Below are 22,013 nucleotides of genomic sequence, written 5' to 3'. Positions count from 1 at the left end.
TCGGCGGGACTGCGGTCGCGGGTGTTTTGGGCCTGCGGCCTTGGGGGTAGGCGGAGCCAATTTTTCCCGTCATACATATTCGGTACGGAGAGGTGGCTGAGTGGTTGAAAGCACCGGTCTCGAAAACCGGCATACCCGCAAGGGTATCGAGGGTTCGAATCCCTCCCTCTCCGCCAGAACCTAGTTCACGGACGTTCATCAGGGTTCATTTCAGAGGCGATAACGCCTGAAAATACCGGCATTATCCGTTCACAGGAATTCACGAGCGGTCGCTGGCATTCAGAAAAATAGGTGGTATCTTTGTTGGTAGGTGCTTCGAAAGTACCAACACCAAGGGGGCAGATGCCGCTTACCGATACTGCTATTCGCGCGGCCAAGCCACGCGAATAGGCCTATAAGCTCTCGGACGGCGGCGGGCTTCATTTGTTGGTGCAAACCAACGGCTCTCGGCTGTGGCGCTTAGCCTATCGCTTCGCCGGCAAGCAAAAGACCTTTGCACTTGGCAGTTATCCGACAGTTTCCCTACAGAAAGCCCGAGAGGGCCGCGACGCGGCCAAACGACTCGTGGCTGAGGGGGGGCTTGTACCCAAGCGTTCAGAGGAGGCGTCAAAGGCTTGCTGAGAAGGTTTCCGCAGATTCTACCTTCAAGACCATTGCCCTTGAGTATCTCGGAAACCGGCGCCACGCTCGCTCGAATGTCAGCTTTGCGGCGCATCATCGTCGTTACTTGCGAAAGTTTCTCCCTCACCCAAAGCAGAGATATCATTCGTGCATCGCAGAGGGTGTCACTATCTGGGCCGGAGCAGCGCCCATCGTGACAGCCGAGCCGCTAGTGTCGTTCAGAATCCTGTCCACATGGCGTATTGGCCGATGGCGCCTCGTGTGTTGATGGCGAGTGCCCGGGCTGGGGCAAACTCGGTCAACTGTACCTGGATGATCTTAACCCCGTAGCCATCGAGTGCCTCGCAGCAGCGTTCGGTAAGTTTATCCTTGAAGGCTTGCCGATCCGCCTGGATCTCTTCCAAAGTGTGCTTGCTGATGACCTCGTAGATGGCGCCCTGTGATCGCTCCATGACGTCGGAGGCGAGGTCGGCGATCTGGGCCAGCGCGGCGATCACGTCGTCGATGTAATACGTCACCAGCGCGCCTGCGATGACCGTCTGCATATCCTTTGTCATGACGACTTTGGACTGGATCAGCTGCGTCTGGCGCACGACGGCGATCGTCTTGTACTGAGTTGCAACCGGCCAGTACCAGTGCAGCCCCGGCTTCCATCTCCGAATATGCCTGCCCCAAACGAAAGCGACTCCCTCATGTGTCGCCGGCACAATCACGAGCCAAGGAAACAACTTCATGAGGGTTTGGAAAATCTCGCCAATCCAACCGAATGCCCGCTCCACGCGTCTACTCCGTAGGTTTCCAATTCGCCCTGCCCGGCATGGAACCGGTCAGCAGCCTGTCAATAACTGCAGTCTCATTCATTCGATCAGTCGATGATCGTACGGCTTGCATCCTCACTCAGAATGGCGAGACCATAGCCCTCAATCGTGATCGTGTCCGCTGCTTGCACGCGGGTCACTCGTCCGCCTGTCGCAGCATCCAATCGTAATCCATCGTGGCAACGTTCAGCGCCCCCGCCTATTCGGGTCAACTCAATCCGCCGGGTCGTGGGATGTGTATTGACGAGGACCACGCTCGTCCGGCCATTTTCGCCTTGGGCGACAACGGCATCGATACCGCAAAGCTCCGGGTCCTGACTCGGAAAGTGGATCAGGTCGCCCCGTCTGACATGCTGGGCGATGATCTGCTTGGCAAGAGCTGGTGGAGTCGGCACGCCATCGTTGGTCAGGAGCCCGTAGGCGTCGTCACGTCCGAACCAATGCTTTGACGTCGCCGTCCAACGCATCTCGAGATCGGCGCTGCCGCGCATCAGGTTCAAAATCGCGGAAGCGTAATAGGCCGCTCCCAAAATATTGCGGTTGAGCCCACCGGTAAACTCATGCTCGTGATGCGCGATCGTGTTGAGTTCGCCGCAGAAATTGAGGATGTCACGCTCACCAATCAACCGCGCGACGGATCGGGCGCGGGCCTCATACTGGGGCGTACGCGCCATGACCAGGGATTCGAAGACAGGCCCGTTGGGTGAGGCTGGATCATCAACAAGCTTGACCTTGACGGTTTCGACTGGCGCGGCAGGACGCCAGTCGCTGTACATGTGCCAATTCACAAACGCGAGGTGGTCATCGTCGATGTCGTCGAGCAATTGTGCGATCCAGTCGAGCCAATACGCACGCTGCGTACCGTCGATAGAGGGGCCGCCGATGTTTACCCGTGCGGTCTTGGTGTGGGGTGCCAAAAGCTGGACGACCGGCTCGGAAATGGCGCGGTAGATCGTCAGATAATCGCGGTAGGAGAGATTGCCTCCGACGTCGGGGTTGTTGGGTTCATTCCAGACGCACCAATACCAGTCTTTGACCTCTTCTCCGCCCCACTGCTCAAGACAGTTCCAGACAATTTCGGTGGCGCGCTTGACGAACCGTTCGATGCGCACCGGATCGTGGTGGGGAGGTTCGAATTTTGCGAACGTGATCATCGGTTTTGCACCGCAGGCGAGCACGGCATCGACGACAGCTGCAAAAAAGTCCCATCGCTTGAAGGGATCGGGCACCGGCTTGTCAAACACGAACAGGCGGATGATCTCGGTATTCATCAACGAGAGACGGCGCTGAATTTCGGAGCGATTGTCGCTGAATGCGAACCCGGGCCAACCGTCGATCTCATTGAACCCATAACGCAGACGGCTAACCTGCCAGCCCGGTGGAACCGCACGCGCATCGGCCTCCACCGCCGCGTTGCTCCCGGATGCTGTGGCCTTCCCTGCCATCGACGCGCTAATCCTCGATGTAACCAATGAGTTCACGAAGACGGGCCTCCGGACTGTGGCGCTCGCGAAATTCCTTGCGAATGTCCATGACGATTTCTGCGTAGTGCTGTGGTCGCTCCAGAACGTCGAGGATCTTCTCACTGTCCTCTTCACCCCGGATCATCAGCTCCGTTGCACGTTCGCCGAAGACCTCGACCACGTACTCGTGGTTCAACAGAAACAACGGGATCGTGCCCGAAGCCGGCGTTTCAAACGTGCGGCACGTTACGAAGCCGAGTTGCTCGAATAACGGCCGGTAAACAACGGGATTGAATACGCCCTTCTCAATGGTCGTGGCGACCTCGTTGAACGGCACAGCGGGCAGTCCCTCGAAGCGATGAGTCTTCATGTACTCGCGATCGACGTAGTGCTTGAGCTTGGCTTCGCCGTGCTCCATCCAATCAATGATGTCACCCCAGCCTTCGCCGACAAGCCCGACGCGACCGACTTTGTCCCGCACCTTCGCGATCGCCTTGAATACCTGCAACATGCCGCGCCAGCGATGCTTTGTGTGGCCGACGTAGATCATATCGAACGGCTTCTTATCCGTTCGAATTGGCGACTCCCAGGCGGGGTCATAAATGTGAAACAGGAACGAGCGTACGTTCTTGCGGCGCGGGCGGTAGGTCGGCTGGAAGATTTTGTCGGTCAAGCTGTCGCAAAACTCGATCCATTCCGCGCTTGCCTCCATCGAGCGATGGTTGTAGTCGCCCATAAACCATATCGGCTCGTTGTAGTGGCCGTCGCAATCGATGATGATACGCCGCTCCCGCGGTACCGCGGTGAGGAGTCTGACCCAGTCGACATTGTCGCCAAATTGCAGGTCCGTCGTCCATTCGACGACAAAGACAACGGCATCAGCGTTGGAGAGGTCCTTCGAATAGTCGAGGGCAAACGCCCATTCCGGTGGACCGTAGACAATCACTTCGTGCCCGGCTGCCTTTGCCGCCCTCGCATATCCTCGAAGGTCGAGCATCGACCCGGCATTTTCATAGCCCCAGTAGACGAAGACGATTTTCATGGGCGGTGGTCCAGGTTCGCGCGCGTCAGCTGCAGCAGGTGAATCATGCGGGGAGAGACTCGAGAGTTTCAAATAGCTCGCGCGCACGCGCCTCGTAGGCGTGGTGGATTTTCAGATGGGTGCGCACGTCCGCGACGATGTCCCGATATTTGTCTTCATTCTCGAGCACATCGACAATTTTTTCCGCGGCCCGCCCCGGCAATGTCAACTCGCGTGCAGCCGGTCCATAGACCTCCTCGGCATGGTCTTCGTCGAGCATCAAAAGTGGAATCGTATCGGCACAGAAGATTTCGAAGTACTTGAGCGTGAGATGCTTGAGATGACGCAACAGGGGACGTTGCGTCATGATGTTGATACGCGCGGAACTCATCGTCTTGATGACGTCGTTATAATTGACCGCCGGTGGGCTCTCGATCCTCAGTCGCTTGAAAGCATAAGGATCGGCAAGGAACGCATCGGAGGGGCCGGCATCAGGTCCCTCATCCGGGGGCTCGTCCCACCACAGCCCCAGAAAACCGATCCGCCCTACGCGATCGCGGATCTTGTGGAACGCCGGCAATAGCTCGCGCTCCACCTCACGCCAGCGCCACCAATTGTGCCCGACATGAAGAATATCCCATACTTTGCCCGGAGTGGATGCAGCGTCGACCTCAAGTGCCGGATCGTAGCCGAAGAACGGTAGCGCCTTCGCCTTTGGAAATCGCGACTCGTCCATCAGTGTGTGCACGACTGTGTCGCCGAGTGAGTCCATGTAGGCGATCCATGCCTTCCGGTCGGCCTCATTCGCATGGTTGAAGTCGTAGCCATCGAGCTGGATGAGCTCGTGATACATACCATCGGTGTCAATGATCAGCCGTCGATCGCGCGGGAAGGTATTCAGCATGATCGCCTGATGCACCGGCAGGATACGGTAAAGATCCGTCTCGAACAGGTAAACGACCCGGTCGAAGTCTTCGATGTCCATCGAGAACTTTAGCTCCGGGATGTACCAAATCGGCGTTCCGAAGATCGCAACTTCGTGCCCGAAATGCGGAGCAAGCCGCATGTAGTTTGAAACAGCGTGCGTGCTGCCGGCCTTGCCGCGATGCTTCATCACGAAAAGTATTTTCATGAGGCCGCCTTAGCCGGTACGTCAGCCGACGCGAGTTCCTCCAACTGCCTTAGGCGTCCGTCGATTGAATGATGCTGCGCGAGATACGCACGCGTTTCGAGTACCGCCTCCCAGGCCCCTTCTGGATCGTCAAGAAGACTTTCGAGATGTGCCCCCACGTCCTCGCCCGGCACCAGACGCAACGCCGCCGGTCCGTAGATCACCTCGACGAAGTTTCGATCCAACATCAGTACCGGCACGCAATCGGCCTCGAACGTTTCAAACGTTCGGTTCGTGACAAGGGCTAGCTCTTTAAACAAAGGCCGGTGGATCACCGGGGCAAACAGCCCTTGACCCAAGAGGGGCACGACGCGGTCGAAACGAATGCCCATTCGCACTTCGACCCTAAGATCGGCGAGAAGATCTGGATCGGTGTCAACGCCAGCAATGCCCATATCGCGTGCCCAGCCGGGGCGTTCTGCCCAATCCCAACCCGCAAGACACATCTGTCCGACGCGTTCAGCCGATCGCCTGTATCCCTCAAGGAAAGGTTTCACCTGGCTCCAGCGTTGCCAATTGCTGCCGACATAGACGACACCGTAAGGTCTCGCGCCACGGTCTCCTGCCAGCCACGCTTCCGCTGCTTCTTTGGCACTATCGAAAGGCTTGTCGACCGCCTTGGGATCGAAACCATGGAATAGGAATGACCCCACGTCGGCGCGCCGGGGTTTGAGAGTCGGCTGGAGGATGGTGCCGCCCAACGCCGTCATCGCCTGCTTCCACTCCCAATCGGGATGACCGTCGAACTTCTCAAGGTGATTGAAATCGTGATCAATACGGACTGTCTCGTTGAAGCGCCCCCACAGGTCGAGCACAATCCGCTTCTCACGTGGAATCCGGTCCATCATCCGGGCGATCCCGGGCATTCCCGGAATGTCATGGGGCACCTGAACAAGGAACACGACGAGATCGGCGTCAGAGGTATCGAGCGTTGCCGGAAGTTGCGGCAACTCTGGGTTTGGTCGTCCGTAGACCGCAATCTGGTGGCCGAGTTTTCGGCCCCAGGCAACATAACGGTGAACCGTCGCGGTGCTGCGCGTCCAGGCGTCGTGCGCTCCGACGAGTACAATTTTCATGTTCGCTCCCCGATCGTGGTTTCCGCCTGAGCTGTTAGACCATTCGCGTCCTCGCCCGGACCTGTCCCGCCGGCCCACTGCATTGTTTCAAGCAGCCCCTCCTCGAAACTCGTTTTCGGCTGCCAGCCGAACAACTCGCGTGCGAGGCTGATATCAGCTTGGACGCGGCGCTGCTCTCCGGGGCGCGTCGGTGCATAGCGCACATCGTATTCGCCCTCGGGAATGCCGTGTGCGGCCAGGACCTTCGCGGCGAGTTCGTTGATCGAATGCGGCCGGCCGCTCCCCAGATTGATGATCCGTCCCGCCGTCGAGTCCGTATTCTCAAGCGCCCCCAACCAGCCGTCGATGACGTCGTCGATGAACACGAAGTCACGGGTCTGCTCTCCGTCGCCGAAGATGGTGATCGGCTCGCCACGCTGAATCCGTCCAAGGAAGATACCCAACACCCCCTGATAGGGATTGTCCCAGGCCTGTCCGGGGCCGAACACCGAAAACATCCTCAGCGAGGTGACAGCAAGCGGGCACTCAAGGTCAGGCCGTTCGGCGGTTGCGTGCACGTAGCGCTCCGCAGCGAACTTCGTAATCCCATAATAGGAGTCGGGGCGGCAGGGCTCGCTCTCCGGCGTCGGGACCACATCGGTGTCGCCGTAAGCTGTCATTGAACTGGCGTAAATCAGCCGCGGTACCCTATGTGCGAGACAGACGCGAACCACGTTGATCGTACCCTCTGTATTGGTACGCAGATCGCCAATCGGATTGTCGAATGCGCGTATGATCGACACCTGTCCTGCAAGATGACAGACGGCATCGGCGCCTTGCGAGAAGACCGGCTCCAGCTCTTCAGGTTTGGTGACGTCTCCGAAGACGAACCGTGCCCCGGCAGGAACGCTGGCGCGGCTCGAATTGGACTCGTTGTCAATAATGATAACGTCGTGGCCATGACCGACGAGCCGACGCGTGAGGTGGGTGCCGATGAAGCCAGCCCCTCCGGTGACGATGATCTTCAAATCAGAACCTTCCGAACGCGATGATCTTCGACTCCTGCCGCCGTCGACGGGCCTGGCAAGCTCCCCCGCCTGCGGACTATCCCGCGTGTTAGGAGAGAGCCGCAAGGCAAAATTTTGATCCGACGGCAACTTTTTTTACTTGGCGATGCCGAAAATTTGTTGTCCGTTATAGAGATAAGGGGATCTAGCTGGTTCTCCTGCCGGCACGAAAACGTGCCCGATCGACCGTTCAGTCGGCTGTGACCGTTGCGACAGGAACTGGGTATGGGCACAAAGAGTGTGTTGATCACGGGGGGAGCCGGTTTCGTCGGCTGCAATGCCGCCCGTTATTTCAGTGGCCGTAACTGGAGTGTCACGGTCCTCGATAACCTGTCACGCACAGGCACCGAACAAAACCTTGAATGGCTACGCGACGGCACGTCGTTTGATTTCGAACACGCCGATGTTTGCGACCGCGCTGCAATCGACCGTGTTGTCTCCGAGAAGCGCTACGATGCCGTCATTCACCTCGCTGCTCAGGTGGCGGTCACAACGTCCGTTGTCGATCCGAGAGCCGACTTCATGGCGAATGCGCTTGGCACCTTCAATGTGCTTGACGCCATTCGCCGGTTTAACCCTGAAGCGGTCGTCATCTTCGCCTCGACCAACAAGGTCTATGGCAAGATCACATCAGCGGTAACCGAACTGAAAGGTGAACGCTACGGCTACACCGACAGACCGCACGGCATTTCCGAAAGCGAACCTCTCGACTTTCTCTCACCCTACGGTTGCTCGAAAGGAGCAGCTGATCAGTACACTCTCGATTTCGCGCGCATTTATAACATCCCCGCAACTTCATTCAGACAGTCCTGCATCTACGGAACACGGCAGTTCGGCGTCGAGGATCAGGGCTGGATTGCATGGTTCACCATCGCGGCGCGGCTGGGGCGCAACATCACCATTTACGGCGATGGCCGCCAGGTTCGCGACGTACTTCATGTCGAAGACCTATTACGCGCCTACGAGGCCGCCATACAGGCGCCGGACCGCATCGCGGGACAGGCCTTCAACGTTGGCGGCGGGCCGGATCACGTCCTCTCTTTGCTCGATCTGATCGCAATGCTGGAGCGGCGGCTCGGCAAGACGATCCCGCTAAAGTGGCAGGACTGGCGGCCAGGCGATCAGCGCGCGTATGTGAGCGATATCCGAAAGCTGGAGGCGGAGTTGGGCTGGAAACCGGAAATCGGCGTCGAGAAAGGTGTTACAGGGCTGATCGACTGGGTCGACGAGGTGCGAGATCTGTTTGTTGAGGCGGTCTGAGGGCACTCGATATTGTCCGTACATCTGCAATTCAGGAAAGCTCCGGCAATATTGACCGACGTTGGAGCTGCTGGAAGAAAGGCTAGGTGACAGTATGGGTGGTCGCAAGCGTGTGGTCGTGACGGGCGGTGCAGGTTTTCTCGGATCCCACCTGTGCGACCGGTTGCTTGCAGCGGGTCACGTCGCGATCTGCGTTGACAACTTTCATACTGGCCGGCGCGCCAATGTAGATCATTTGAACGATCACTCCAGCTTCGAGCTTGTTGAGCACGACATCGCTGCTCCACTCAACCTCGATGCCGATGAGATCTTCAACCTCGCCTGTCCCGCTTCCCCTCAGCACTATCAAGATGATCCCGTCCGAACGACGAAAACAAGCGTGTTCGGCGCATTCAACGTTCTGGAGTTAGCAAACCGCACACGCAGTCGCGTTCTCCAAGCCTCGACATCCGAAGTCTACGGCGATCCGCTTGAGCACCCACAGCACGAGACCTACCACGGGAATGTCAATCCGATCGGACCACGCGCCTGCTACGACGAGGGCAAGCGCTGTGCCGAGACACTGTTCTTTGACTTCCAGCGCCAGTACGGGACTGAAATCAAGGTTGCGCGCATCTTCAATACATACGGTCCCAGGATGCAGCCGAACGACGGCCGCGTTGTATCGAACTTCATCGTGCAGGCGTTACGCGGCGCGCCAATCACGGTCTACGGTGAAGGCGCTCAAACGCGCTCATTCTGCTATGTGGACGACTTGGTGACGGGGCTGGTTGCCCTCATGGGAAGCCCGCCCGATTTAATGGGACCCGTCAATCTCGGGAACCCGGGCGAATTCACCGTCCGCGAACTCGCCAAACTCGTGATCGACTTGACAGGGTCGTCATCCAAGATGGTTTTCCGCCCTCTGCCGGCAGACGATCCGCGCCAACGTCGGCCGGACATTTCGCTGGCATCTTCGGCCCTCGGCTGGCGACCGGAAGTCGGTTTGCGCGACGGCCTCGTACGCACGATCACCTATTTTGAGTCCCTGCTCAAGTACGGCGCACCCCTTGAACCAGCACGCACGGCCGCCACACTGGTCAATCGTGATTGCTATGCAGGTGGCATCATCGAGGATCCGGGCACCGTGGAGGAAACCGCGCCATTAGGGGAGTAGCGAGCCTATCGTCGACGCTGCCGGATCTTTTCTGTCCCTCACACAACACGATACCGCCCGCGCGACCATCAACAGGCTGTACTGCGCCTCTCCTTTACCCAGTAGCCACCGTAGTCATCGATCCCCACGATCGGATCAACGATTTCTCGCTCGGCCCGAAAAATATCAACCGCACGCCGGTTGTCTTCGAACAGGTAGTAATCATCGAGGATGACGCTCCCTCCGGGGGAAAGCTTATCGTAGAGAGCTGCCAGCGTATCGCGGGCGCTTGAGAAGGTGTCACCATCAAGCCGCAGGATCGCAAGCCTCTCGACCGGCGCGTTCGCAAGCGTCTCGGCGAACGGCCCTTCCAGAAAAACCACTTGCCGGTCGAGAAGCCCATAGCGCTCGAAGGTGGCCCTCACCTCGTAAAGCGGCACGGCGAAGACGGGTTCTTCACGTAGGAAAGCGGCGGAATCCTCAGGGTCCGTATCGAGAGGCTGACCGTCAAACGTGTCGGCTGCAATAACGCGCCGGTCGGTGACGCCGTAGGCCTTTAGCGCCGCTCTCATCATCATGGCCGCGCCGCCGCGCCATACGCCTGCCTCGAGGAAATCTCCCGCGACGCCACCGGAGATGACGCGTTCGCACTCGGCCCTCAGATGGCGCATGCGCCGCGCACCGATCATTGAGGGGGCTACCGATGGCCAATCCCATCCGTTGAGGCGGTGGTTCTCATCGTAGCCTCCGATGTGCGGCTGTATCGCGGGATCGCGATTGAGGCGCCCGACGAGGCTGTCGCACATTAGGTCGAGGTAGGCCGCGCGAAGCCTGGAAATCTCGCTGGCTAAATATTCACCATCAATGTTCTCTAGCTGATCCGACCTATCCATCTCACACGCACCTGTCCGCAGATCACCCTTCATTACTACTATGGCGCTAGATCAGGACCTATAGAAATCGATAGACGCCGTTTGCACGTGCAGTCTTGCAACTCTGCTCCCTTCTATGAACTCGGTGTTCGGCAGAGGTTCGCTTGCGTCTTATCGGTGACGTGCAACGCTCAAGATATTTAGTTTGACGTCAGCAGAGAGTCGATAAGGTGATGCATTCTTTCGGCGACCCATTGAGAAGCTTGTTCCTGGTTGCAATGTCCGCTTTCTCGGCACAGCAGAAGTTACCAGTCGGGTGGTCGCGCGGATCATGATGTCGGCTGTGGGTCATTCGCGTCGCGTGGGATTCACTCGATGTCGGCTGTTGCCGGATGGCATCCAATGGTGAGAGGCCTGAATTATCGACCGCAATTCAAACTAAAAGCCACCAAGGATTGCCCCGGCAAGGATCCAGATAGGCTAAGATAGACTATATGTGTTCGTCGACACGATTGGTCAGGACGTGCACCGATGGCGTTACCAAAGCGACCTAAATTTGAGACCGAAGACAGTTTGAAGCACTACATAGCGGAGCTAGAAGTGCTCCCGGCTTCTCCAGAATTCCACGCGGCATTGCTCACCTCAAAGCTAGATTTGCAGCTTCTCGTCGACCTTCGAGAAGACAACTCGCTGTTGGGCGATCGTATGCGGGGTGATGAACCGGACAGCATCATGTTTCGACGACCAAAAGCAAATCCGAGGTGATCGCTAATGTCGTCACTTAACCCGCCGCGAAAATTTAGCTTCATCGATCCACCATCGCACTTTGCATCGATCAGCGAATGGCGCGAGTTCCTCGAGAGCCTTGAGGCCGAGCCCGATAAGACACATCAACTCAAGGAAGAGATCCTCAAGGCCAAGGAACACATTGCCGAAGCCGAAGCGTCGGGCGACCGAACCTGACCCTAAAGCTTGTGAGAGCTGCGTAAGGCGCCTGTGGGCCAAGCTGGGAAGTCAAGGTGACAGGTTGATATGTCCGGTTCGGTTCAGGCAGCTGCCGTGCAACTTGCGAGCTGCATCAAAGGATGGAGATTGTCAGCCGGCGCTTCAGCCGCGTTCAACCAAGTTCGCGATTGCCCGCGAAAGATCATTAGCCCCCCGACAATATGGCGCCTTCATCCAGGTGCCCCCAACGTATGGCTGACGGCGTACACACCCTCGTCTTTCCAGTCGATGAATACATCGACGGCCATAAACTGCTGCTCTGACATCTTGATCTCCATCTGACAGGCGAAGCCTCTGACGAAATGCGTGCACTCGGTACCAATCTGGTTCAGACTAGTCCGTATAGGAATAGTCCGAGGAGGGAAGGTGTGTCACGTCGCACGGTCCGAAGGGGTTTCGCAGTACTCCTCATTGCGGGATTGACGCTGCTGCCACAGCCCGCAGCCGCCCGTTGGGAGGCAAATATTGAACGCGACGACTTCGGCACCAACCATGTGGGGCTGGCCGCTACCATGTCAGGCGGACGCGGGCTGGTCCTACGCTGTGGGAATGATGCGTTCGCGTCGTGGCCGGCGGTGATCATGTGTTTCCTGTGCTCGAAGCTATTGCCAAGGCGAGGTCCCGCATAGCGGTTGCCGTCATGATCGCGGGCAAGCGTTTCGAAAACAGCAGGCTCGGCGCGCGGGGGAGTCAAGCGGCCTTTAAGCACATTTGGCAATTCTGCGGCTCGAAGCTCGGCGACTACACGAAACCCGACCTTTGAGGTTGTCAGCGGTCGCGCGCTCGCGGCCGCCAATGCCGGGCATCTTATCTCGACGGTCTCTAATAAAAGGTCTGTCCGGAACGGGCGAGACGTACACGACGGTCCAAATCATCTGGCGTTTGAGGAAGCTGGCATCCGCGAAACGGACGATTTTCCTCCCTGACAGGAACACCCTCGTCGACCAAACGCGGGCAATGATCTCAAGCGCCTTGAGCGCGGTGGTGACGAATACCCGCCGACCTTAAATCGATCGTCCAAAGGTTTGTAAATGCCTTGCCAGCCGGGTATCCGAGAGCGTATTCGGCGCGGTACCGCCAACGCGCGAGTAATACGACTGCCTCTATCCAGCAGGACAAGTGAATCCGACATGACCGACACCATCCATTGCGTGAAATGCCAATCACCGTACGCATACGAAGACCGAGGACTGTTCATTTGTCCCGAGTGCGCGCACGAGTGGTCGGGCGCGGAAGCGCATGAAGAGGAGGCGACGGAAGAAGCGGTTGTCCGTGACGCTAATGGCGCCGTGCTAACGGATGGCGATACCGTGATGGTCGTCAAGGATCTGAAGATCAAGGGCTCGTCGAATGTGGTCAAGGTTGGCACCAAGGTGAAAAACATTCGCCTTGTTGGCGGTGACCACGACATCGACTGCAAAATACCAGGGATCGGCCAGATGGGGTTGAAATCCGCGTTCGTGAAAAAGGTCGCGGACTAGCGAGCCCGTCCGGCGTCAGAACCTAACAGATAGTTTGAGCCGATTGCTGACGAAGCTGCGTTCGCCGCGTTCGATGATGTTGATGTCGACATCCTCCGCCACATCGCCTGCTTCCCGCATCCGCTCGCGCATGATACGGAACTGAGGCCCGCTCGGGATAAGTTGCCTCTATAGAATTCGCCTGTGCGTTTTCAGGCCGAGTTAATGGACAAAGGTCTGTGTCTCCTTGCCCTAGGCGGCCCTCACCTTATACTTCCCGCATGGATGATTTGACGCGGCGACAGCAATTCTATCAGTTTTCGAAAGGGCGACCGCGCGCGCATGTCTTCCAGACAGTCTCCTCGATCGATGCGCCTGAGCGCGAGCGCTACAATTACTGGCTCAAATCTGTCATCTATAATCTCGAAGTCCCCCGGCCGAACGCTGCGCAACAGCGCGATTTCGTGGCCTCGGTCACTTCGCTCGCAACGCTGTCGGGCGAAATGCACCATGTCGAGGCCGATGGCTACGAGGGGATCAGAACGCGCGGCCAGATCAGGGCGGATGGCGGCGAAGAACTCGCCCTGCTCTATGTCATGGATGGCCGTATCGAAGGCTCACACGAGCATGGAGCAGATGCCGTAGCAGGCCCGGGCGAGTTTTATCTGTTCGATGCCGCCCGTCCAGGAAAAGTCCGGTTCTGTGGTCGACATAGCATGATACAGATCGATCTTTCCCGGCCATTGCTTGCGTCGATCTTCACCGGATCGATCCCCGATCCGGCCTTGATCGGCAAGGCCCTCAATAGCTCACGGCTCTCCGGTCTACTTGGCGCGCATTTGGCACGGTTTCCCAAAAAGGCCAGCGCGCTCAATCCGATGGAACAACTCGGGCTGCTCGATGCCTCGGAAGCTTTCGCCATCACCACCATCGAAACCGCCTTCACCTCGGCCTATGGCGATCGAGGCAGCCGCAATGAGGGTTTGTTCGCAGCCGCGCAACGCTATATCCGGCTCAACCTGGGGAAGAAGACACTGGGCGCGGAGGAAATCGCCCGTGCCATCGGCTGTTCGCGGGCCAGTCTTTATCGCCTGTTTGCCACCTACCATCTGACCGTCAATGGTCAGATACGTGAACTGCGGCTTCAGAAACTCAAAGCCTTCCTCGAAGGCCCCGACCAGTTGGTGCCGATCTCGGTACTGGCAGAGCGCTGCGGGTTGTTCGACACGCCGAATGTCAATCGTGCCTTCCGGCATCGATTCGGCCTCTCCCCGAGTGAGCTGCGTGAGAGCCAGAGTAGCTCCGCCGACGGTGATACCGGTCAGAAATCGAGAGAATAGACTGCTCGATTATGCATTTGAGACACGCTGATTACCGCTTATTTTTCAATGAATTTATAGTGCAAACTCCGAAACTTTGCCCGGTCCCTCTCCCGGGCTGAAGGGTGTCGGCTGTTCAACGGCCGCGCCGCGAGGAGCTTGGACATTGAAGACCAGAATACGATCGAATTGTTCTGCGATTGCACGCGGGAGATTGCCTTGGGCATTTCTGGCCGGCGGTTCGGCGCTGGCACTAAGCGCCGCTAGCCCGGTTCAGGCGCAGATCGTCATTATCAACGGGCATGAAATTATCGATGGCGACGACCCCACCGGAACGACGAGCGGCACTCGGCCCAGTCCTTGGGACACCGGCCATCTCCTCTATGTCGGCGACCTTGGCGCCGGCGAGCTCACCATCAAGAATGGCGGCCAAGTGTCCAGCGCATTTAGCGCGGTCGGTTACCGCTCTAGCTCGAACGGCATCGTCACCGTGTCGGGAACGGGCGCCGATGGAAACGCCTCCACATGGGCAGGGGCCGGATTTTTCCGCGTCGGCAATGAGGGCGCGGGCACGCTCACCATCGAGAAGGGCGGTGTAGTAAACGTTGGAGAGTGGGCCGCGATCGCAAACGGTGGAGGAGCAGGCAGCGTAACGGTCGAAGACAACGGTTCGCAATGGAATATTGCCGGCGATCTTTTTGTGGGGCGGCGCGCTCAGGGCGCGCTGACAATTTGGGATGGTGGGGCGGTGACCGCTGGGGCAACCTATCTTGGTTCCGATGCACCCGGCGCATCGGGTATGATTGCGCTCGATAGCAATGGTGTTCTGGCTACCCGCGTTGTCGAGAAGGGACTGGGCCCCGGGGTGCTTTCGTTCGATGGCGGCATATTGCGCGCGACGTCCGATGAGGCCGACTTTCTGCGCAATTTCGGCGCCGGTGACGTGACGTTTGGAGCGGGGGGAGCGATCTTCGATACAGATGGGTTCGACATTGGTATCGGCACGGATTTACAGGGAGCTGGTGGCCTTACCAAGCTGGGCGGCGGCACACTGACGCTAGCCGGGGAGAGTACCTATACTGGCGAAACCACTGTTTCCGAAGGTACCTTGATCGTTGTTGGATCAATTGCCACTTCCTCCCAGCTCACGATCGATTCCGGAGCAATGCTTGGCGGCTCAGGCATTGTCGGCAGTACGATCGTGGAAGATGGCGGCACGCTAGCGCCGGGTAATTCCATTGGTACACTGACTGTGGATGGCGATCTCACCTTTATGGCAGGCTCTCGCTTTGCCGTGGAAGTGAACCCCCAAGGCACGGAAAGCGATCTTGTCAAAGTGACCGGCAAGGCGACGCTCAACGGCGGCAGCGTTGCCCATATCGGTGCTAACGGCAATTACGATCTGGACTCGACCTACACGATCCTGTCAGCCGTAGAGCTGGTCGGCGTGTTTGAGAGCGTCACCTCAGACTTCGCCTTTCTCAATCCCGATCTGATCTATGATTATATCGCCGACACGGTCGATCTTGTGCTTGTCCGCAATAGTCAAGATTTTGCTGCGTTCGCGCTCACCCACAACCAGATCGCCACGGCCAAAGGAATTGAGAGCATCGGTTTCGGCGCCGGTCATCGCGTCTATGACGCGATTGCCCAACTGGCCAACGACACAGATCTCATTCGCGCCAGCTTCGACGCGCTGTCGGGCGAGATCTTCGCCTCAGCGCAAACGGCCCTGATCGAGGATAGCCGGTTCCTGCGTAACGCTGCCAACGATCGAATCCGTGCGGCGTTCGCAACGGCAGGAGCGTCCTACGCCCCGGTGCTGGCCTATGGCTCGGGGCATGCGCCAGTTCTCGTCGCCGCCGACTATGCCGGGCCGGTGTTCTGGTCGCACGGCTTCGGGTCCTGGGGCTCAACCGACAGCGACGGCAATGCCGCGAGCCTCGACCGCTCGTTGGGCGGCCTGCTGATCGGCGCCGACGGTCTTGTTGGCGATTGGCGTATCGGCGTTCTGGCCGGCTACAGCCAGTCGAGCTTTGACGTGCAGGACCGCACTTCGTCGGGATCGAGCCCCAACTACCATGTCGGCCTTTATGGCGGCACCGAATGGAGCAATGTGGCTTTCAGGGCAGGCGGGGCCTACACTTGGCACGATATCGAGACCAATCGCACTGTCTCCATTGCGGGCCTCACCGATAGCCTTTCGGCCGATTACAATGGCGGCACCTTTCAGGCGTTCGGAGAACTCGGCTATGGCATGAACCTGGTAATCGGAATGCGCCTGGAGCCCTTCGTCAATCTCGCTCATGTGAGCCTGCGTACCGAGGACTTCACCGAAGATGGCGGCGCGGCGGGGCTGTCCGTCGAGAGCGGCACGACTGACGTGACGTTCATGACGCTCGGCTTGCGGGGAGAAAACAATTTCGCGCTCGGCACGGTCGACGCCACCGTGCGCGGCATGATCGGATGGCAGCATGCATTCGGTGATACGGCCCCCGAGAGCACGCATGCCTTCTCGGCAGGGGACGCCTTCACCATCACTGGCGTTCCGATCGCCAGAAACAGTGCCGTTGTTGAGGCAGGGCTTGACCTCAACCTGACATCCGAGGCGACCTTCGGCGTATCCTATACTGGCCAGATTGCTTCGGACGCCCAGGACCATGGCATCAAGGCAAGCCTCGCGGTGAAATTCTGAGAATGGCAAAGCCGCGCGCCTGACAATCTGCTCGGGCGTTCCGTCTCACCAAGCGCTATGCGGATTTAAGTTCGGACTTGTTCCTCCACTCTTCACCATCTGATGTGACCGCTTGGCACACGCGTGAACAAGGTTGCCAATGACAGCGCCGATTTTCTTGATTTTCTTGGACCGGAGCTGGCTGTGCTGAAACGCCTTAAGTGGACTAAGGCGCTGACGAGTTTGCCCCCCGGCAACTATTGAGCCTTCTTTGGCAGGTTCATTGCTGTGAGAGCTTTCGAGGTGGTGCGGTGGTTGAGGCTGACGAAGTCTTGGTTTGAGACGGGTGCACAAGGCGGGCAATATGTTCGGATTGGACGTTCGCTTTACGTGAAGCCCAGACCGCAATGGCGAAGCCGCCAGCGGCTACGGCAAGCGTAAAGAGGAAGGACAGCACGGACCCAACAGTGAACCAATCCATCATCTGGCAGACTCTTCAGAACAGAGTTGTGTCGTGGGATCCAGCGCCTGCGTGTCGACAGTCCTTGGGGCCAGCGTTCCAAAACCCAGAACCGGTTCGATCCAGTACGTCACATGACGCACTGGGATGCGCTGTCTGATTTCTTCGAGCAAGTCCTTCGCGCGAGGTAACGTCATCACAGCGGCGAGCAGTTGACGCCTGACGCGACCGCGTACGCGTTCCCTCATTTCAGAAGAGTCGAAATCGTGTCCGTGCCCATCTGCGGCCCACGTGGTAAACCCGGTAATGGGCGGGTCGGAGGCTTGCAGAAGTTCGACGACGCGATCCCCAATATTCTCGGGAAAAACCAGCATTAGCTTGCAAGCGGGTTGGTCCATACGAACTCCTCTTCCGCAGCCTGGACATCGCCTTTGCCGGCGACGCCGAAGCGACGGAATAAAATGGGAAGCAGGAAAAGGGTGAGCGCTGTCGATGTGACGAGCCCGCCGATAACGACGATCGCCAAGGGCTTCTGAATCTCGGAACCTGGACCGCTGGCGAACAGCAAGGGGACAAGGCCGAATGCCGCAATGCTGGCGGTCATCAATACCGGTCGAAGTCGCCGGACCGCCCCCTCGAACACAACACGATCAAGCGGTAGACCTTCAGCGATGAGTTGGTTGAAATGACTGACCAGGACCAGCCCATTCAGAACAGCGATGCCAAGCAGCGCGATGAAGCCGACAGAGGCCGGTACCGACAGGTAGCCGCCAAATGCCCACAAGGCGAGCATGCCGCCGACGAGAGCGAAAGGAATGTTGGCAAGGATCAGCAGTGCTTGACGTAAGGAACGCAATGTCGCGAAAAGCACGCCAAAGATGAGAAGCAGCGCAAGTGGAACGACGATAGCGAGCCGCGTCGCAGCGCGCTGCTGGTTCTCGAATTGCCCGCCCCATACCAGACGGTAGCCCGATGGTAGAGTAACTTTTTGGGCGACTGCTTGCTGAGCATCTTCGACAAATCCGACGAGATCGCGCCCCGTGACATAGGCCTGCACGAGTGCAAAGCGCGAAGCATTTTCCCGGTCGATTTTGACAGGCCCGGCAGTTCTCTCTATGCGGGCAACGTCACCGACTCGGACAAGGCCGCCATCGCCTGCCGCGAGCTGGCTATTTGCAAAAAGCTGTGGCGTTTCGCGAACAGCGGGCCCGCCCCGGATCAAGATATCCGTACGCCGACCCGGCTCAGCGACGATCCCAGCCTTGGCACCTTCGAGCAGGGCGCGAAGTTCGTCCTGGATCTCGGTAACCGACAAACCAGTGCGCCCGGAGTTCAATCGGTCGACGTTGATCTGCAGATAGTCGACGGTGTCGTTAGCGACCGTTGAGACTTCTGCAGCGCCGCTGACCGTCTCGATCGCGGCCTGGATCTTGCCCGCCAGTTCCGAGAGCACTTTGAGGTCGGGACCAAAAATTTTGACGGCCAAATCTCCCCGCGCCCCAGTCAGCATTTCCGCCGTGCGCATCTCGATCGGCTGGGTGAATGCGAACTCGACGCCTGGAATATCAACCATCGCCTGGCGCATCTGATTGAGCAGCCAGTCCTTGTCTGGAACGCGCCACTCCGTCTTTGGCCTCAGAACGAGGAACGTATCGGTTTCATTCGGCCCCATCGGGTCGAGGCCAAGTTCGTCTGAGCCAACACGGGCAATCACCTGTTCAACTTCCGGAATGGCGGCCATCAATCGGCGCTGAATGATGAGATCGGTTTCGATGCTGCTCTGGAGATTGACCGATGGCAGCTTTGTGAGCTGCATGATGATCGAACCTTCATCCATGGTTGGCATGAAGGTTTTGCCAATCGCGCCATAGGCAATAACCAAGGCTGCCATGCCGCCAGCTGCGAACAAATAAAGCGGCAATGGAAATCGCAGGCCGCCTCTCAGGAGAACCCGATAACCTCTGGTCAGCAATCGCATCAGCAACGGCTCGCTATGCTGGCCCGGTTTTAAAAAGAACGAGGACAGGACGGGAATGAGGGTCAGCGACAAGACGAGAGAAGCGCTCAATGCAAAGATGATTGTTAGTGCAACCGGAGCAAATAGCTTGCCTTCCAGTCCCTGCAACGACAACAGCGGCAGAAATACCAAGCAGATGATCACGATGCCGGAAGCCACCGGCACAGCAACTTCACTCGCTGCGCGGTAGACTTGATGCAGGTGCGGAATTCGTACCTGGTCGCCTTCATGATGCAGCCTCTCGACGGTGTTCTCGACGACCACAACGGCAGCATCGACAATAAGCCCGATTGCGATCGCAAGTCCGCCAAGGCTCATTAGGTTTGCCGACATCCCCAAGCCGTACATGATGACGAAGGTGGAAAGCGCTGCGAAGGGAAGCGTGATGGCCACGACCAGTGCCGCCCGAAGATTGCCGAGGAAGGCAAGGAGCAAAACCACCACCAGAACGGTTGCTTCGAGCAGTGCTCTGCTGACAGTTCCGACAGCCCGCTGGATCAGGTCGGAACGGTCGTAAAACACCGCAACCTTGACACCCTTCGGGAGCCCCGGTTCGAGTTCTGCCAGCCGTTTGCGCACAGCTTCAACGATCGAGCTTGCGTCGGCACCACGCAGCGACAAGACGAGGCCCTCAACAGCTTCGCCCTTACCGTCCTTGGTTACAGCGCCATAGCGGGTAAGGCTGCCGATGCGAACGGACGCAACGTCGCGCAGCCGCAGGACGCGACCGTCGTAGTTTTTAATAACGATCTGCTCGAGATCTTCAGGCTTCTTGATCGCGCCTTCAGCACGGACGACAAGCGCCTTTTCGCCCTCGCTTAATCGCCCGGATCCGTCGTTACGGTTGGCTTCCGCAATTGCGGTAATGAGGTCCGAGACGCCTAGACCCGAAGCCGCGAGAGCCGCACTGTCGGGTACCACTTCGAAGGTGCGCACCATTCCACCGAGCGCGTTGACGTCAGCGACACCCGGAATGGTTCGAAGTGCGGGACGAATTGTCCAGTCAAGAAGGCTGCGCCGTTCTTCGAGCGATAAACCTCCACCTTCGATCGTGAACATGAACACGTCAGACAGCGGCGTCGAGACAGGTGCCAGCCCGCCGGTAACACTGGCCGGAAGATCGCCGCGTATGCCGGCAAGCCGCTCTGCAACCTGCTGGCGCGCCCAGTAGATGTCGGTGCCGTCTTCGAAGTCGAGGGTGATGTCGGCAACCGCGTATTTCGCCAGGGAGCGCAGAATGGTCTGACGAGGAATGCCAAGCAGGTCCATTTCAATGGGCGCGATTACCCGCGTCTCGACTTCTTCCGGCGTCATCCCCGGCGCCTTCATGATCATCTTGACCTGAACCGGGGCGATGTTCGGGAACGCATCGATTGAGATGTTTAGGAAGGCGTAGGTTCCCGCCCCCGCAAGCAGCAGGGCGGCAAGCAGCATGAAGACGCGTTGCGTCAGGGAGAATTCGATTAATCTCCGCAGCATGGTCAGTTGCCCTCAAGAATGAATTGAAGCTGCGGAAGACCGCTTGCGGCAACCATCTCACCTGCAGTCAAATCACCGGTCACAGTTGCGGAGGATTGTGAGCGGCCGTTTACAGAGACGGGTGCCAGCCTGAACCCACTGTTTTGACGTACGAAGACGGCATGGTGGTCATTGATCCAACTGACCGCCGAAGCTGGGACCTCGAGGCTACCCATCGTGGCCTCCCGCATGACACTGATCGTCACCATCTCACCCCGTAGAAGGCGGGCGTCCGTCGGCAGTCGCGCCAATAGCTTTGCAGACCGCGTGAGCTTATCGAGACTACCGCCAATGGAGACGACGACGCCGATGGGGCCGTCGACCACCTGAACTTTGTCGCCAGGGCGGATCTTGGTCACGAGATCCGCTGAGACCTGAGCCTCGATCCAAATTTCGTCGCCGAGAACAAGTGTGGCAACCGGTGCGTTCGCTTCGACCGCGGCGCCGGGCAGTGCGGAAACCTCGTCGACGCGGCCATCGTTCGCCGCCACGATCGTATATTGACCTGGGGCGCCAAGCTTGATGCCACCCATCGAGACAGCTTTACGGTTTTGCTCAAGAACGGCGGCGATTTTGGCGACATGGGCTTCAGCTTCCGCCGCCATCGTCGGACTATAAATTTGTTTGTCTGCTAGCGTGCGTTTGCGCTCGGCTATGGCTCTGGCCATCTGCAGCTCAGCTTCGGATTGAGCAATTTGGCTTAACGTCTCAAGGAGCTCTCGGCTCGCCAGCGTGGCGAGTGCATCCCCTTTCTTGACGTACTGTCCTGGAAGAACGTGGTTTTGAACGACAGTTCCTGAGAACGGCGCTGTTGCTGCAATGTGCTGGTTCATGGCCGACACGATGGTGGCCGGCAGCAGCGCAAGTGCCTCGCTTGTCGCCGGCTTAGTTTCGGCAAGCTTAATTTCGAGGTTCTCGACCTGCTTCGGGCTAACGGCGATACTCTGCTCTCCAGCAGCAAACGCCGGGCCTAAAGCCAGTATTGAAGTGACCGTGGAACAAAGCAGCGCGCGCAGCATTTGCGGAGCCTCCTGAGGCGAACGAAAACCAATCTCGGGGAAGCGCATGCCATGCGAA

At 58.3% G+C, this 22,013-nt stretch carries 20 protein-coding genes and 1 tRNA gene; 10 read left to right on the top strand and 11 right to left on the bottom strand.

Features of this window, described 5'->3' with window-relative positions; translation table 11 throughout:
• The first annotated feature begins 86 nt into the window (after window positions 1-86).
• Both BLS30_RS03930 and BLS30_RS18275 read left to right on the top strand, forming a co-directional pair.
• Window positions 87-176, top strand: a tRNA-Ser gene (locus tag BLS30_RS03930).
• Between the two features lie 253 nt (window positions 177-429).
• Entirely contained in the window at window positions 430-621 is a 192-nt protein-coding gene (locus BLS30_RS18275; RefSeq protein WP_244512373.1) for an Arm DNA-binding domain-containing protein, read from the top strand.
• Between the two features lie 218 nt (window positions 622-839).
• Here BLS30_RS18275 and BLS30_RS03920 read toward each other — a convergent pair whose 3' ends face one another.
• The 6 genes from BLS30_RS03920 to BLS30_RS03895 all read right to left on the bottom strand — a co-directional run bounded on the left by BLS30_RS03920 (window position 840) and on the right by BLS30_RS03895 (window position 7,177).
• Complete coding sequence (locus BLS30_RS03920; protein ID WP_046477435.1) at window positions 840-1,400, bottom strand: SPFH domain-containing protein; 561 nt, start codon at window positions 1,398-1,400, stop codon at window positions 840-842.
• Between the two features lie 86 nt (window positions 1,401-1,486).
• Window positions 1,487-2,884, bottom strand: a complete 1,398-nt coding sequence (locus BLS30_RS03915; RefSeq protein WP_090226726.1) for a GH39 family glycosyl hydrolase — start codon at window positions 2,882-2,884, stop codon at window positions 1,487-1,489.
• A gap of 7 nt (window positions 2,885-2,891) precedes the next feature.
• Complete coding sequence (locus BLS30_RS03910) at window positions 2,892-3,944, bottom strand: glycosyltransferase family protein (protein WP_046477437.1); 1,053 nt, start codon at window positions 3,942-3,944, stop codon at window positions 2,892-2,894.
• 43 nt (window positions 3,945-3,987) lie between these two features.
• The gene (locus tag BLS30_RS03905) at window positions 3,988-5,055 is read right to left on the bottom strand and encodes a glycosyltransferase family protein (RefSeq protein ID WP_090226722.1); all 1,068 of its coding nucleotides are present in this window, start codon (window positions 5,053-5,055) and stop codon (window positions 3,988-3,990) included.
• Window positions 5,052-6,170, bottom strand: coding sequence for a hypothetical protein (locus BLS30_RS03900; protein ID WP_090226720.1), 1,119 nt, complete (start codon window positions 6,168-6,170; stop codon window positions 5,052-5,054). The genes BLS30_RS03905 and BLS30_RS03900 overlap by 4 nt, the downstream gene beginning before the upstream one ends.
• A complete protein-coding gene (locus BLS30_RS03895) occupies window positions 6,167-7,177 on the bottom strand; it encodes an NAD-dependent epimerase/dehydratase family protein (RefSeq protein ID WP_052743750.1) in 1,011 nt (336 codons plus the stop codon). Before BLS30_RS03895 ends, BLS30_RS03900 begins: the two co-directional genes overlap by 4 nt.
• Before the next feature lie 264 nt (window positions 7,178-7,441).
• Between BLS30_RS03895 and BLS30_RS03890 the strand changes: the two genes are divergently transcribed.
• A complete protein-coding gene (locus tag BLS30_RS03890; RefSeq protein WP_046477440.1) occupies window positions 7,442-8,476 on the top strand; it encodes a GDP-mannose 4,6-dehydratase in 1,035 nt (344 codons plus the stop codon).
• Window positions 8,477-8,570: 94 nt separating this feature from the next.
• The gene (locus BLS30_RS03885; RefSeq protein WP_082101042.1) at window positions 8,571-9,632 is read left to right on the top strand and encodes a UDP-glucuronic acid decarboxylase family protein; all 1,062 of its coding nucleotides are present in this window, start codon (window positions 8,571-8,573) and stop codon (window positions 9,630-9,632) included.
• A 68-nt stretch (window positions 9,633-9,700) separates the two neighbouring features.
• Here the strand turns inward: BLS30_RS03885 and BLS30_RS03880 are convergent, their stop codons facing one another.
• Window positions 9,701-10,504, bottom strand: a complete 804-nt coding sequence (locus BLS30_RS03880; protein ID WP_046477441.1) for a TylF/MycF/NovP-related O-methyltransferase — start codon at window positions 10,502-10,504, stop codon at window positions 9,701-9,703.
• 510 nt (window positions 10,505-11,014) lie between these two features.
• Between BLS30_RS03880 and BLS30_RS03875 the strand changes: the two genes are divergently transcribed.
• The 6 genes from BLS30_RS03875 to BLS30_RS03845 all read left to right on the top strand — a co-directional run bounded on the left by BLS30_RS03875 (window position 11,015) and on the right by BLS30_RS03845 (window position 16,962).
• Window positions 11,015-11,248: a hypothetical protein gene (locus tag BLS30_RS03875; RefSeq protein ID WP_139165285.1), complete on the top strand. Its 234-nt coding sequence runs from the start codon at window positions 11,015-11,017 to the stop codon at window positions 11,246-11,248.
• A 6-nt stretch (window positions 11,249-11,254) separates the two neighbouring features.
• Entirely contained in the window at window positions 11,255-11,446 is a 192-nt protein-coding gene (locus BLS30_RS03870; RefSeq protein WP_046477444.1) for a hypothetical protein, read from the top strand.
• A gap of 837 nt (window positions 11,447-12,283) precedes the next feature.
• A complete protein-coding gene (locus tag BLS30_RS03860) occupies window positions 12,284-12,496 on the top strand; it encodes a DEAD/DEAH box helicase family protein (protein WP_046477450.1) in 213 nt (70 codons plus the stop codon).
• A gap of 122 nt (window positions 12,497-12,618) precedes the next feature.
• Window positions 12,619-12,969 carry a zinc ribbon domain-containing protein YjdM gene (locus BLS30_RS03855; RefSeq protein WP_090226710.1) on the top strand — a complete coding sequence of 117 codons (351 nt, stop codon included), beginning with the start codon at window positions 12,619-12,621 and terminating at the stop codon, window positions 12,967-12,969.
• Window positions 12,970-13,229: 260 nt separating this feature from the next.
• Window positions 13,230-14,288 carry a helix-turn-helix domain-containing protein gene (locus BLS30_RS03850; protein WP_090226707.1) on the top strand — a complete coding sequence of 353 codons (1,059 nt, stop codon included), beginning with the start codon at window positions 13,230-13,232 and terminating at the stop codon, window positions 14,286-14,288.
• A 145-nt stretch (window positions 14,289-14,433) separates the two neighbouring features.
• Window positions 14,434-16,962, top strand: a complete 2,529-nt coding sequence (locus BLS30_RS03845) for an autotransporter family protein (RefSeq protein WP_244512356.1) — start codon at window positions 14,434-14,436, stop codon at window positions 16,960-16,962.
• Window positions 16,963-17,221: 259 nt separating this feature from the next.
• Here the strand turns inward: BLS30_RS03845 and BLS30_RS03840 are convergent, their stop codons facing one another.
• From BLS30_RS03840 to BLS30_RS03825, 4 genes are read right to left on the bottom strand one after another with little or no spacing between them, the layout of a single operon-like run.
• On the bottom strand, window positions 17,222-17,425 hold the full coding sequence (locus BLS30_RS03840; RefSeq protein WP_046477457.1) for a hypothetical protein: 204 nt from the start codon (window positions 17,423-17,425) through the stop codon (window positions 17,222-17,224).
• Window positions 17,422-17,799, bottom strand: coding sequence for a DUF3240 family protein (locus BLS30_RS03835; protein WP_244512355.1), 378 nt, complete (start codon window positions 17,797-17,799; stop codon window positions 17,422-17,424). Before BLS30_RS03835 ends, BLS30_RS03840 begins: the two co-directional genes overlap by 4 nt.
• Window positions 17,775-20,897, bottom strand: a complete 3,123-nt coding sequence (locus BLS30_RS03830) for an efflux RND transporter permease subunit (RefSeq protein ID WP_090226697.1) — start codon at window positions 20,895-20,897, stop codon at window positions 17,775-17,777. The genes BLS30_RS03835 and BLS30_RS03830 overlap by 25 nt, the downstream gene beginning before the upstream one ends.
• Before the next feature lie 2 nt (window positions 20,898-20,899).
• Window positions 20,900-21,955 (bottom strand): efflux RND transporter periplasmic adaptor subunit, encoded by a 1,056-nt coding sequence (locus tag BLS30_RS03825; RefSeq protein WP_090227389.1) that lies wholly within the window; start codon window positions 21,953-21,955, stop codon window positions 20,900-20,902.
• Window positions 21,956-22,013 lie beyond the last annotated feature (58 nt).

The organism is Filomicrobium insigne, assembly GCF_900104305.1.
Classification (GTDB): Bacteria; Pseudomonadota; Alphaproteobacteria; order Rhizobiales; family Hyphomicrobiaceae; genus Filomicrobium; species Filomicrobium insigne.
Note: the sequence above shows the minus strand (reverse complement) of the source record. Positions and strands in the feature narration are given on the sequence as shown.

What these genes read in the sequence shown, in the direction of transcription:
- BLS30_RS03890 (WP_046477440.1), top strand. Translation starts at nt 7,442, where the DNA reads ATGGGCACAAAGAGTGTGTTGATCACGGGGGGAGCCGGTTTCGTCGGC.
- BLS30_RS03860 (WP_046477450.1), top strand. Translation starts at nt 12,284, where the DNA reads ATGCCGGGCATCTTATCTCGACGGTCTCTAATAAAAGGTCTGTCCGGA.
- BLS30_RS03855 (WP_090226710.1), top strand. Translation starts at nt 12,619, where the DNA reads ATGACCGACACCATCCATTGCGTGAAATGCCAATCACCGTACGCATAC.
- BLS30_RS03875 (WP_139165285.1), top strand. Translation starts at nt 11,015, where the DNA reads ATGGCGTTACCAAAGCGACCTAAATTTGAGACCGAAGACAGTTTGAAG.
- BLS30_RS03835 (WP_244512355.1), bottom strand. Translation starts at nt 17,799, where the DNA reads ATGGACCAACCCGCTTGCAAGCTAATGCTGGTTTTTCCCGAGAATATT.
- BLS30_RS03885 (WP_082101042.1), top strand. Translation starts at nt 8,571, where the DNA reads ATGGGTGGTCGCAAGCGTGTGGTCGTGACGGGCGGTGCAGGTTTTCTC.
- BLS30_RS03840 (WP_046477457.1), bottom strand. Translation starts at nt 17,425, where the DNA reads ATGATGGATTGGTTCACTGTTGGGTCCGTGCTGTCCTTCCTCTTTACG.
- BLS30_RS03915 (WP_090226726.1), bottom strand. Translation starts at nt 2,884, where the DNA reads ATGGCAGGGAAGGCCACAGCATCCGGGAGCAACGCGGCGGTGGAGGCC.
- BLS30_RS03910 (WP_046477437.1), bottom strand. Translation starts at nt 3,944, where the DNA reads ATGAAAATCGTCTTCGTCTACTGGGGCTATGAAAATGCCGGGTCGATG.
- BLS30_RS03880 (WP_046477441.1), bottom strand. Translation starts at nt 10,504, where the DNA reads ATGGATAGGTCGGATCAGCTAGAGAACATTGATGGTGAATATTTAGCC.
- BLS30_RS03825 (WP_090227389.1), bottom strand. Translation starts at nt 21,955, where the DNA reads ATGCTGCGCGCGCTGCTTTGTTCCACGGTCACTTCAATACTGGCTTTA.
- BLS30_RS03900 (WP_090226720.1), bottom strand. Translation starts at nt 6,170, where the DNA reads ATGAAAATTGTACTCGTCGGAGCGCACGACGCCTGGACGCGCAGCACC.
- BLS30_RS03905 (WP_090226722.1), bottom strand. Translation starts at nt 5,055, where the DNA reads ATGAAAATACTTTTCGTGATGAAGCATCGCGGCAAGGCCGGCAGCACG.
- BLS30_RS03870 (WP_046477444.1), top strand. Translation starts at nt 11,255, where the DNA reads ATGTCGTCACTTAACCCGCCGCGAAAATTTAGCTTCATCGATCCACCA.
- BLS30_RS03850 (WP_090226707.1), top strand. Translation starts at nt 13,230, where the DNA reads ATGGATGATTTGACGCGGCGACAGCAATTCTATCAGTTTTCGAAAGGG.
- BLS30_RS03830 (WP_090226697.1), bottom strand. Translation starts at nt 20,897, where the DNA reads ATGCTGCGGAGATTAATCGAATTCTCCCTGACGCAACGCGTCTTCATG.